Origin of the sequence: Bifidobacterium pseudolongum subsp. globosum (genome assembly GCF_000741295.1) — a bacterium.
Taxonomy (GTDB): Bacteria; Actinomycetota; Actinomycetes; order Actinomycetales; family Bifidobacteriaceae; genus Bifidobacterium; species Bifidobacterium globosum.
The window spans coordinates 1-12,113 of record NZ_JGZG01000009.1; the positions used below are offsets into that span (position 1 = coordinate 1).

The following is a 12,113-nucleotide window of genomic DNA, read 5'->3' on the forward strand; positions in this document are numbered from 1 at the left end:
CACGCCCAGACGCTTCGCGATCCGGGTTCGGGACACTCCCTGACGGTCGAGTCTTCTGATATCTTGCTGGATGGGCATCGGAATCGCCACTGTCCTTTCCTTCCCGAGAAGGGTCCGGCAGCCACCGGACCGGAAAACGTCGTTGCAACCCGGGAATCTACAGGCAGTGCGAACCGGTGCCTTTCCTCATCTCACATCACTGACTGCATGATGACGAGACCGGGGAAAACCATCCGCCCACACTGCGGAAAAATACTGATGAGCCTGCTGAAAAGACATTGAAGCAAAACACATGCCGCGGTGGTTGAGCAGCATGCGTTCGGGCGCGGCGTTGAGGCCGCCTTCGATCCGGTTGCTGTCACGCGGCATGGGGCCGAGGGCTGTGGGTCCGGGTTCAAGGAAACAGAACAGCGTGCCGTCTTGGAAGAGGCGTTCAAGCCTGAAGTAGGCACGGCGCAACGGCAGGTGGGTCCACCACCATCCGCCCTTGGAGGTGGCGGCCCTGGGGTCGTCAGGGTTGTCCTTGGCGTAGGTGCGTTCGGCCAGCATGCGCTTCCAGCGTTCGTGCCACGCGTCGGGTGCTTCGCCCCATCCGGTGGCGGCTTCGGCGTCGTGGATGCGGGTGAGCATATCAGCGAGTTTCTTGAGTTCCCTGCCGGCCTGCAGGCGTGGTTTGGAGGTCGGGTCGGCCCTGGTGTCGCGTTGCACGTGGATCAGGCAGCGTTGGACCCGGGTGTTCGGCCAGATTTGCGCGCATGCCTTGAGGATGCCTTTCATGCCGTCGCATACGAGCACGTCGGGCGGCGCGATTTGTTCGAACAGGGCCCGGTAGGCGGCGGTGCTCTCGCGGTTGCACCACTGCCAGGCGAGCACTTCGCCGTTTTGCCCGTCGACCGCGGCCAGCAGGCACCAGCCGTTCACCCAGGTGCCGTCGGCCATGACCACGCGGTGCACCACGCCGTCGGGTTCGATGCGAGGTTCGAGTTGCCAGCACCATGCGCTGCGTCGCCGGAAGGTGCGCGCATCGCAATCCAGCCGGCGCTGCGGGGCGGCCTCGAGCAGCCGGTCCAGAAAGGCGCGCAGTGTGGACGCGTGGCTTCTTGACGCGACGGTGGCGGCCGTCGTTGCGTTGCAGGCGTCGCATTGCCAGCGTTGCCGGCCGTTTCGGTCGTGCCCGTTCTTGCGCATCGGCCGGTTGCAGATGGGGCATTTGCGGGCCCGTTTCAATCGTGTTCTCATGGCCACAATCCAACGGCCCGGACCGGCACGAAACGCTGTCATTTACGGGAAAACCGTAAATAACACCCCGACACGCTTGCCGCCGCAACGGATAACCGCCAACTTAATCAACACATTTTGACCTATACGCCTTGAATTCCCATGTATCTCGGCTGGGGAGAGGGCTTTTCTTGCCCGATGCCACCTATGAGACGAGCATTCAAGCCCCTGATATCTGGGACCGGCCAAGAAAAAGCCCCCTCCCAGCCAGAATGCCCGAAGAACCACCACAGAAGCCATGCGGCCCACCCATTGCATGGCTTGCACAGCATGCAAAAGGCGCCCGGTTTCCCGGACGCCTTGCGCACGACCATGTGGTTTTCACATCACCAGTGCCAGAGCAGCAATCACTTGTTCTCCGTTGTCGAGGTCACGGCAGGAGCCGCAGTGGTTGCTGGTGCTGTGGCGGCCGCTTGCTGGGCTGCGAGCGAATTGCGGATGTCCTGCAGCAGGATGACCGTCTGCTCTTCCGGGCTCAGATCCGGCTCGGATGCGGCGACATCCTCATTGCCTTCCTTCTTGAGCTTCGCCATCGCCTTTTCGCTCATATCGCGCAGCTTGTTGATCGGCACGACGATGCAGAAGTAAACGGCGATCGCGATGATGAGGAAGTTGAGCAGCGCATTGAGCAGGGAGCCGAAGGAGATGACCGAGTTCTCCCCCGCCCAGTTCGTGATCGTCCAGTTCCAGGTCTTGCTCAGGTCCGGCTTGCCGAAGATCGCCGCGATGAGCGGGTTGATGATGCTGTCGACGAGTGCGTTGACGATGCCGGTGACGGCCGCGCCCATGACGACGCCGACCGCCATATCGACCATATTGCCGCGCGCAATGAATTTCTTGAATCCGTCCAACATGTTCCGACTCCTTTTCGATGTTTCCGACGGTGTTGCATTGCTGCCCGCTGCCCTGCCCCTGCCGTATTGAGCAACGCGCCTGGCCAACGAACATGTATTGCCATAATAAACGCATCGAACATGTGCAGATGGCCAAACAGGTGTTTTCCCGGGCACTTTCCACAACGCGCGCAACAATCGCCCGCCCGCATGCGTTCGCTCACGGCATCAGCACGCCCCACTCGCAATAGGGCCAGCCATACAATGGTCGCGGCCGCTAAGCGCACCAATCCCCCATGCCCGAAATCAGGAAGGAAAACGCCGTGCAACCGATGACCCGTGACGCGATCACACCGAAGGATTCATCGGAAGGCGGCGGGCCCAGACGCTCTCATGACCGGCTCATCACGCGCGACATCGCGCTCATCATGGCAGGCACATTCTTCTATATGACGAGCAGCATGATGGGCACGCCGATCATCGCCGGCTTCTCGCAATCGCTCGGCGCGAACGGCGCGATCATGGGCTTCATCGCGGGCGCGCTTTCGCTCAGCTCACTCGTATGCCGCCCGATCGCAGGCAATCTTTCGGACCGCACGAGCAAACGGCGGCTCGCGATCCTCGGCGCATCACTCTTCCTCATCGCGAACCTGTGGTATTACTTCGTGCCGAACACCGGCTGGCTGCTGTGCGCGCGCATCCTCAACGGCATCGGCTTCGCGTGCATCTCCGTGTGCATGTCCACGTGGCTGTCGATGCTGCTGCCGATTTCGCGCATGGGCGCGGGCATGGGCCTCTACGGCACGATGAACGCCCTCGCGCAGGCGGTCGGCCCCGACCTCGGCATCCGCGCCTCGCGCGCAATCGGCTACCGGCACACGTTCCTCATCGCCGCCGGGCTCGCCGCGTGCATCATCGTGTGCGTCCTGCTGATCAAGGACGGCGGCGTGCCGGTGCGCGAGCGCCTGGGCGCGCATGCAGGCGGCGGCAGGCACCGCCTCCACCTCGACTCGCTTTTCGAGCCGAAGGTCATTCCGCTCGCACTGATCTTCATGCTGTTCGCGATCCCGTACTTCGCGAACCAGGCGTTCATCGTCGAATACGCGGCGGCGAAGCACGCGCACGTGATCGTCTCGCTGTTCTTCCCGTGTTATGCACTCACGCTGCTCGTCTCGCGCATCCTCCTGCGCAATTGGTTCGACACGAAGAGCTTCCTGTTCTTCATGATCACGGGAACGGTGTGCCAGGTACTCATGCTCGGTTCGCTCGCCGCGATGGCGAACAACTGGTTCATCGTGTTCGCGGGCATCGCGACGGTGGGCGCATACGGCATGATGAGCTCCATCACGCAGGCGAAGGCGGTCGTGATCGCGGGCAAGGCGCGCAGTGGCATGGCGAACACCACGTATTACGCGGGCATCGACCTTGGCATGTTCCTGGGGCCGCTCATCGGCGGTTTCCTGTACGGCGGACTGCCAATCAGCTGGTTCTACCCGGCCTTGCTCGTCACGATGCCGCTCGCATGGGCTGTCTACATCCCATTCCACCGCATGCACGGCGCGCGAAAAGACATCTGACGCGACCAGTCGGCTGGCGCAAGGACAGCGTTGGCGAAAAGACCATCCACAAAATGAGTATGTGCTTGTGCGGGTGTTTTCGCTGTCTTTAGAATGATGCTGTTTTGTCCACACACACCAGAAAGAGGAACAATGCTCACCGATGAGTATGTGAAGCGCGTGTACGCGAAGGTCGAAGAACGCGACCCGGACCAGACCGAGTTCCTGCAGGCAGTGCAGGAAGTGTTCGAAAGCATCGAACCGGTGTTCGCGAAACACCCGGAATACGAGGCGGCCGGCGTGCTGCAGCGTTTCGTGGAGCCTGAGCGTCTGGTCAAGTTCCGCGTGGCTTGGGTCGACGACAACGGCGACGTGCAGGTGAACCGCGGCTACCGCGTGCAGTTCAATTCCGCGATTGGCCCGTACAAGGGCGGCCTGCGCTTCCACCCCACCGTCACCGAAAGCGTGATCAAGTTCCTGGGCTTCGAGCAGATCCTGAAGAACTCGCTCACCGGCCTGCCGATGGGCGGCGGCAAGGGCGGCTCCGACTTCAACCCGAAGGGCCGTTCCGACGCCGAGGTGATGCGCTTCTGCCAGGCGTTCATGACCGAGCTGCAGCGCCACATCGGCCAGTTCACCGATGTGCCGGCGGGCGACATCAACGTGGGCGGCCGTGAGATCGGCTACCTCTTCGGCCAGTACAAGCGCCTGCGCAACGAGTTCACCGGCGTGCTCACCGGCAAGGGCCTGCAGTTCGGCGGCTCGCTCGCCCGCACCGAGGCCACCGGCTACGGCCTGTGCTACTACACGCAGGAAGCGCTGCGCGTGCTGCGCGACGACTCCTTCGAAGGCAAGACCGTGGTGGTCTCCGGCTCCGGCAACGTGGCGATCTTCGCGATCGAAAAGGCCACGGAACTGGGCGCCAAGGTGGTGACCTGCTCCGATTCCAACGGCTATGTCTATGACCCGAACGGCATCGACCTCGACGTGGTCAAGGACATCAAGCTCGGCCACCGCGGCCGCATCAGCGAGTACGCCGAGCGTGTGGAAGGCGCCGAGTACCACGAAGGCTGCAGCGGCGTGTGGACCGTCAAGTGCGACATCGCGCTGCCGTGCGCCACGCAGAACGAGATCGACGCCGAGTCCGCACAGGCGCTCGTCGACAACGGCTGCACCGTGGTGTGCGAGGGCGCAAACATGCCGTCCACCCCGCAGGCCATTGAGATCTATCAGAAGAACAACCTGCTCTACGGCCCGGCCAAGGCCGCGAACGCGGGCGGCGTGGCGGTCTCCGGCCTGGAGATGAGCCAGAACTCCTACCGCCTGAACTGGACCTTCGAGAAGGTGGACGAAGAGCTCAAGGGCATCATGAAGAACATCGTGGCCGAGTCGCTCGCCGCCGCCAAGGAATACGACCATGAAGGCGACCTGATGTTCGGCGCCAACGTGGCCGGCTTCGTCAAGGTGGCCGACGCGATGGTGGCGCAGGGCATCTTCTGACCTGCGGCCGAACCTGTCGGATCCGAACAGCGCGCTCCCACCCGGGGCGCGCTTTTCTTATGGATAAAACACCGCCGCACACCCCGCGCGCTTTCTTATGCTGGGACGTATGGCAAAGGTGTATTCGAGGGGGCCGCATGCACACCAGCCGCGCATGGTCGGCACGGTCACGCGGCAGCATAAGCCACGGAAAGTGGTGACGGCGAAGAAACTGCGCGAACAGCAGGCGCGCACACAGCAGGTGAAGGAGAGCCGCACACTGCGCAAGATGCTGCGCAAGAAACCGAAACTGCGCGGCTGGCTGCACCTCATCGCCTTCCCGTTCTCCGTGGCTACGTCGGTGCTACTGATCGTGCTCGCCCCGGCTGGGTGGATGAAGGCCGGTGTGAGCATCTACGGTGCCACGATCATGCTGCTGTTCGGCGTGAGCGCCGCCCTGCACTTGGGGCACGGGCATTTCCCGCGGCTTGTGGACGAGGTGCTGTGCCGCATCGACTATTCGAACATCTTCCTCGTGATCGCCGGCACATGCACGCCGTTCCTGTTCGCGCTCGACAACTGGCCGGTGTGCTGGACGTACATCGGCATCATATGGATCACGGCGATTGTCGGTACGCTCGTGCACCTCGTCTACCCGGTGGGCTTGGACTGGCTGTTCACGATCGTGTACATCGTGCTGGGGCTCGCGCCGATCACGATCATCCACCTGTTCTGGAAATCGCCATACATCGGCCCGGTCCCCACGATTCTCGTGATCGCGGGCGGCGCGTGCTACATCGCCGGCGCTGTCTGTTTCGCGCTACGCAAGCCGAACCCCGTGCCCAAGTGGTTCGGGTTCCACGAACTGTTTCACTTGGGCACGATCGGCGGGTATGTGTGCCATGTGATCGCCCTGTTCATGACCGTGCTGGCGATGCGCTAGCGACGGGCCCGTCATTCGCGGGAATCATGTCCCACGGCATGCGCTTCGCGACGAGCCAGAACACGAGCAGCCCGAGCGTAAACCACCAGAACGGCCCGTTCGCGCCATCCACAAGTAGCAGGTACCATGCGCCCAGCGCCGCGGTGCGCGTCACGTAGAACGCCACGCGGTATGTGCCCACGCGCGGCGCGGCCTCCACGGTCATCTGCGTGTATTGGCAGCCGAGCGTCTGACCGCGGTGGCACCACGGGACCCACACTTCGAACACGGCGAACGCGCACACGGCCAGCAGGCGCGGCACCCACTCCACGAGCTCGGTGCCCATCTCGAACGCGCCGATGGTGAAGCGGCCGTTGTTGAGCGGCACCGCGAGCTTGTAGAACGCGTACATGAACGCGATGGAAATCGTGAACACGCAGATCTGCATGAGAATCACATCGATGACGAGCGCGATGGCGCGGTGCACAAATCCGGGGCGGGTCACCACGCCGCCCGTCTCGACCTGCTTCTTCGGCCAGACGAGCCCGACCAGTTTGGCGATGACGAAGCCGATCACCGCGCCGAGCGTATTGGTGAGCATGTCGTCCACGTCGAACTGCCGGTAGGCGCACGGGTAGAGGCCCCAGAAGCCGGTGAGCTGCGACGTTTCGATGAGCACCGAACAGCCGAACGAAAACGGCAGCGCAACCCAGAAGCGCCAACCGGCCCAGCGGCACAGCATGAACCCCATCGGCATGAAGAACACGACGTTCATCACGAGCTGCAGCACGCCGTACAGGCCCGTCTGTGCGTCCTGAATGAATTTGAGCAGGTCGAGCTGGGGGAGCAGGTGGTGCGTCGCGCAGAACCGCACGGGATCGTCCGGCATCGGGTACAGCGTGAACGCCACCAGACCGAGCGCGTACAGCACCGCCAGATATGCGGACAGTCCGGCGGCGAGGCGCAAGCGGTGGTCCTTGTGGTACAGCATGGCCAGGATCGGCAATGTGAGCACTGCGGACGCGAACGGCCACAGAATGATCGCGAGCGTGAACGAATCGCTGAATAATCCCAAATAACGAAGCACAAAGCCCAGTGTAGCGGCCGTGCCCGGTTCCGGTCTGAGCAAAGGGGAGCGTGGGTGCGCGCGGTCGCGCGGATTGTGGATAACCGGGGGCGTCGGTGCACATACACCTGCGCAGGTTGCGCGGCTGGATTCGGCGCCCGTATCCTCGCGTGCATGAGAGCACATACCCAAGCCGGCGAGCTCATGCACGCCGCGCAACAGCAGCGGCGGTGCGCGTTCGCCACCGACCAGTCCACGTATGCGGCGATGACGCGGCGCACTGCCGCCGGCGAATACGTCTCGCCGTACCAAGGGCTCTATGCGAACCGCACGCATTGGCAGACACTCACGGAGTGCGAGCGTTCGGCGTACATGGTGCGCGCGCTGCACTGCAAAAAGCCGCACTGGGGGTTCACGGGGTTCTCCGCGCTTGATGTGCAGGGAATCACGCATTCACGCTCTTCGCATGACGGCGCCGTGTGGATTGCAGACCACCAGCGCAACGCACACAAGCACAACTCGCCGCGCACGCCGTTGCGCAGGATCCATCTACCGAGTGACGTGGGCACGCGGATCATCGACGGCATTCCCGTCACCGCCGGCGCGGTGACCGTGGCCGTCAGCATCGCGCATCTGCCGTTCATGCATGCGCTGCCGCTTGTGGACGACGCCCTGCGCAAAGGCGCCACTGTGGAACAGCTCGAGGAATGCTGCCGGCAGTTGCGTGTGCTCACGCCGGCGCTGCGCACACTGCTGCATTGCGGCAATCCGAAGAGCGAGAGCGGGGGAGAGTCAATCGCCCGCGCGGCGATACGACTGCTTGGGTTCGCCGAGCCGCAGCTGCAGGTGGAGTTCCCCGACCTGCGCAATTCCGGGCATGTGATCAGGGTCGATATGCTGTGGCGGCTGCCGGACGGGCGCATGATCGTTCTGGAATTCGACGGCGTGCAGAAATACCTCGACCCGACGATGACCAAGCACCGCGATGTGCGCATTCTTGTGCAGACACAGGGGGAGCGGGATGAGTCGATACGCCGATCGGGTGTGACGACGATTGTGCACTGCTTCTACGAAGATGTGGTGAATCTCCGTGTCTTCGACCGGTTGCTGCGCAACGCGGGAGTGCCGTGGGTAGGTGTGCCCAATGAGTTGCAAGGTGAGCTGCGCATGGCCCTGCAGGCGTAGCGTCAGCTGACAACAACCAACAGCCGCCAATAGCCTGACCACCGACCACGGCAACCAGCAACTTCCCACAGACACCACTCGACCACCAACACCACCGATTTGCGTGCGAATTGTACGCAGAGAACAAGAGCCTGCGTACAATTCGCACGCAATCAGGTCTTGTAGCGCAAGAATTTTACGCAGATGACTCTAAAACGCGTACAATTCGCACGCTAATCCTTATGCAAGCGCAAGAATTTTACGCAACCTCCCATTTTCTGCGTACAATTCGCACGCTATCGAGCGAAGAAGATGACATTGCGCAGCCACAGCCACGCAGGATATGGAAAAAGCGCGGGGAGACCCGCGCTTTTTCCGGATGGAACGAATCAGTCGTCGCCGAGCGTGATGTGCACGCCGCCGACGAGGGCGCTGACCACGTTGTAGAGGAGCGCGAAGATCGTGATGAGGATTGTGATCAGCACGATTTCCGCAATCGAGAAGATCGTGACGCCACTGAGGATGGTGGGCAGCGAGAAGACGTTCGCCAGATTCACGCCACCGGCGTCAAGGCCGGCCGACGAGACGATCTGCGTCACCTGGTCGAAGACACCCACCACCTTGAGCAGCGACCACAGCAGGGCCACCGCGATAATCTGGATGAGGGCGCCCGCCACGGCGAGCATGAACGTGACCTTGGCCACCGACCATGCGTCCACGCGCGTGAGCGAAAGGTTCATGCGGCGGGCATGCGGCTTCTTGCCGCGCTGCTTGGGGCGCACGGGCTTGTTTTCGTCCGGGCGGTCCTTGTCTGCGATCAGAGGCTGGTTCGACGCGGAACGCGCCACGCGCGGTCCATGCGCATCGTGGCCGCCGGCCCCGCCCACCATGGAACGGGTCGTGTTTTCCAGCGTATTGCCGGGAGTGCCGCCGCTATTGTCGCTCATGTGCTGCTCCTTGAAATGGTCTGGCTCACAGTCGAGGGTACCAACGTTCGGGGACGTCGTGGCACGGCCGCTCAGGCCTCGTCAGACGCCTCGCCACCGCTTTCCTCGGTGCGTTCGATCGCTTCGGAATTCTCTGTGACGAGCGGCATGCCGCCCGGCTCCTCAGTGCTCACTTCGAACACGGGCTCGCCCTGCGCCGGCTGGATCGAACTGGCCGAGCCGGAGGACTCGGTCGTCGTCGTCTCGCCGTCGGCTTCGTCTTCCGCTTCGGCGTTGCGCGCGATCGAGATGATCTCGTCGTTCTTCTCTGGCTTCGCGAAAGTCACGCCCTGCGTGGTGCGGCCGGTGCGCTTGACTTCGTTCACATTGGCGCGGATGACCTTGCCGGACGTCATGATCGCCATCACCTGGTCCTCTTCGGAGACTACAAGGGCGCCCACAAGGAATCCACGGCCTTCCACGAGCTGCACGGCCTTGACGCCGAAGCCGTTGCGGCCCTGCAGTCGGTATTCGCTCAGCGCGGTGCGCTTGGCGAAGCCTTCGTTCGTGACCACGAACAGGTCCTTGTCGCTGTCGCCCCACACCACGTCCATCGCCAGCAGTTCGTCGCCGTCACGGAACTTCATGCCCTGCACGCCGGCGGTCTGGCGGCCCATCGGACGCAGCTGCTCGTCGTCGGCGCGGAACTTGAGGCTCATGCCGTGCTTGGAGACGAGGATGATGTCGTCCTCGGCGTTGCACAGGTTGGCGCCGATCAGTTCGTCGACCGTCTCGCCGTTCTCGTCGGTCATGAGGCGCACGGCGATCAGGCCGCCCTGGCGCGGCGAATCGTATTCGCTCAGGCGCGTCTTCTTGACCTTGCCGGAACGCGTGGCGAGCACGAGGTACTTCGCCACCTCGTAGTTCGGGATCGCCAGCACGGCCTGAATCGTCTCGTCGGGCGCGAACTGCAGCAGGTTCGCCACATGTTGCCCCTTCGAATCGCGTGAGCCCTCGGGCAGCTCGTACGCCTTGCAGCGGTACACGCGGCCCTTGTTGGTGAAGAAGAGCAGCCAGTTGTGCGTGCTCGTCAGGAAGAAGTGGTCCACCACATCGTCGTCGCGCAGCTTGGCGCCCTTGATGCCCTTGCCGCCGCGGTGCTGTGCGCGGTATTCGTCGGCCTTGGTGCGCTTGATGAACCCGGCGTGCGTGACTGTGACCACCACGTTCTCCTCGGCGATCAGGTCCTCCACGTTCATCTCGCCGGAGAACGGCAGGATGCGCGTGCGGCGGTCGTCGCCGTACTTGGCCACGATCTCGTCGAGCTCGTCGCCCACGATCTTGCGCTGGCGTTCCGGGCGGGCCAGGATGTCGGCGTAGTCGGTGATCCTGCGCATGAGCTCGTCGTGTTCGTCGAGAATCTTCTGGCGTTCGAGCGCGGCCAGACGGCGCAGCTGCATCGCCAGGATCGCGTCGGCCTGGATCTCGTCCACCGTGAGCAGGTCCATGAGGCCCGTGCGCGCGACTTCCACTGTGCGCGAGCTGCGGATGAGGTGGATCACCTCGTCGATCATGTCGAGCGCCTTGAGGTAGCCCTGCAGGATGTGGTCGCGTTCTTCGGCCTCGCGCTTGAGGTACGCGGTGCGGCGCGCGATCACGTCGAGCTGGTGGCTGACCCAGTGGCGGATGAACGCGTCGAGGCTCAGCGTGCGTGGCACGCCGTCGACGAGTGCGAGCATGTTCGCGCCGAATGTTTGCTGCAGTTGCGAATGCTTGTACAGGTTGTTGAGCACGACCTTCGGCACGGCGTCGCGCTTCAGCACGAGCACGAGGCGCTGGCCGGTGCGGCCCGACGTCTCGTCGCGCATGTCGGCGATGCCCTGGATCTTGCCGTCGCGCACAGCCTCGCGGATCGAGACGACGAGGCGGTCCGGATTCACCTGGTACGGCAGTTCCGTGACCACGAGGCACATGCGCCCCTTGATCTCTTCAGTATTGACGACCGCGCGCATCGTGATGAGGCCACGGCCCGTGCGGTACGCCTGCTCGATGCCCTTGTGGCCGAGGATTGTGGCGCCGGTGGGGAAGTCAGGGCCCTTGATGCGCTCGATCAGTGCGTCAAGCAGTTCCTCGCGCGTGGCTTCGGGGTGGTCGAGCGCCCAATGCACGCCGTCGGCGACTTCACGCATGTTGTGCGGCGGGATGTTCGTGGCCATGCCGACCGCGATGCCGGACGACCCGTTGACGAGCAGGTTCGGGAAGCGCGCGGGCAGTACGGTGGGCTCCTGCGTCTTGCCGTCGTAGTTCGGCACAAAATCGACGGTGTCTTTGTCGATGTCGCGCACGAGTTCCATCGCGAGCGGAGCCATGCGGCATTCGGTGTAACGCATGGCGGCGGCCGGGTCGTCGCCGGGGGAGCCGAAGTTGCCCTGGCCGTCCACGAGCAGGTAGCGCATCGACCAATCCTGCGCCATGCGCACCAAGGTGTCGTAGATCGCGGAATCGCCGTGCGGGTGATACTTGCCCATCACGTCGCCCACGACGCGCGAGCACTTGTTGTAGCCGCGGTCGGGGCGGTAGCCGCCGTCGTACATCGCATAGACCACGCGGCGGTGCACCGGCTTCATGCCGTCGCGCACGTCGGGCAGCGCGCGTTCCACAATCACGGAAAGCGCGTACGAAAGATACGACTGGCGCATCTCTTCCTGCAGGTCCACGGGCTGCACGCGGTTGCCCTTGAGCAGGCCGTAGTCGGTGTTGTCCGCTTCTTGCGGGCTGAGCGGTTCGAGTGCGCCGGCGTGCAGCGCGTTCTCGTCGTCGGCGCCGTCCGCGCCGGTGTTGGTGGGTTCGTCTGCCAATTGAAGTCCTTAACCTAGTGTTCCGTTCACA

9 protein-coding genes are annotated in these 12,113 nt (G+C 63.4%); 4 read left to right on the plus strand and 5 right to left on the minus strand.

Features of this window, described 5'->3' with window-relative positions; translation table 11 throughout:
* Nucleotides 1-186: 186 nt before the first annotated feature.
* Both BPSG_RS08475 and mscL read right to left on the minus strand, forming a co-directional pair.
* Nucleotides 187-1,281 carry an IS1249 family transposase gene (locus BPSG_RS08475; RefSeq protein WP_155266379.1) on the minus strand — a complete coding sequence of 365 codons (1,095 nt, stop codon included), beginning with the start codon at nt 1,279-1,281 and terminating at the stop codon, nt 187-189.
* A 344-nt stretch (nt 1,282-1,625) separates the two neighbouring features.
* On the minus strand, nt 1,626-2,132 hold the full coding sequence (gene mscL / locus BPSG_RS06440) for a large conductance mechanosensitive channel protein MscL (protein ID WP_026643880.1): 507 nt from the start codon (nt 2,130-2,132) through the stop codon (nt 1,626-1,628).
* Nucleotides 2,133-2,407: 275 nt separating this feature from the next.
* On the opposite strand from mscL, the gene BPSG_RS06445 reads away from it, so the two are divergent.
* The 3 genes from BPSG_RS06445 (at nt 2,408) to trhA (ending at nt 6,089) form a co-directional block, all read left to right on the plus strand.
* A complete protein-coding gene (locus BPSG_RS06445; protein WP_080699266.1) occupies nt 2,408-3,688 on the plus strand; it encodes an MFS transporter in 1,281 nt (426 codons plus the stop codon).
* Between the two features lie 132 nt (nt 3,689-3,820).
* Complete coding sequence (gene gdhA, locus BPSG_RS06450; protein ID WP_026643882.1) at nt 3,821-5,167, plus strand: NADP-specific glutamate dehydrogenase; 1,347 nt, start codon at nt 3,821-3,823, stop codon at nt 5,165-5,167.
* Between the two features lie 109 nt (nt 5,168-5,276).
* Nucleotides 5,277-6,089, plus strand: a complete 813-nt coding sequence (trhA, locus tag BPSG_RS06455; protein ID WP_051592074.1) for a PAQR family membrane homeostasis protein TrhA — start codon at nt 5,277-5,279, stop codon at nt 6,087-6,089.
* Here the strand turns inward: trhA and BPSG_RS06460 are convergent.
* Nucleotides 6,064-7,155, minus strand: a complete 1,092-nt coding sequence (locus tag BPSG_RS06460; protein ID WP_157928607.1) for a VanZ family protein — start codon at nt 7,153-7,155, stop codon at nt 6,064-6,066. The two genes, trhA and BPSG_RS06460, sit on opposite strands and share 26 nt — an antisense overlap.
* 153 nt (nt 7,156-7,308) lie before the next feature.
* On the opposite strand from BPSG_RS06460, the gene BPSG_RS06465 reads away from it, so the two are divergent.
* Nucleotides 7,309-8,319: a hypothetical protein gene (locus BPSG_RS06465; RefSeq protein ID WP_157928608.1), complete on the plus strand. Its 1,011-nt coding sequence runs from the start codon at nt 7,309-7,311 to the stop codon at nt 8,317-8,319.
* A 368-nt stretch (nt 8,320-8,687) separates the two neighbouring features.
* On the opposite strand, the gene BPSG_RS06470 is transcribed toward BPSG_RS06465, so the two are convergent.
* Nucleotides 8,688-9,188, minus strand: coding sequence for a DUF3566 domain-containing protein (locus BPSG_RS06470; RefSeq protein WP_051592079.1), 501 nt, complete (start codon nt 9,186-9,188; stop codon nt 8,688-8,690).
* A 128-nt stretch (nt 9,189-9,316) separates the two neighbouring features.
* Nucleotides 9,317-12,082, minus strand: coding sequence for a DNA gyrase subunit A (gene gyrA / locus BPSG_RS06475; RefSeq protein WP_026643886.1), 2,766 nt, complete (start codon nt 12,080-12,082; stop codon nt 9,317-9,319).
* Between the last annotated feature and the right edge of the window lie 31 nt (nt 12,083-12,113).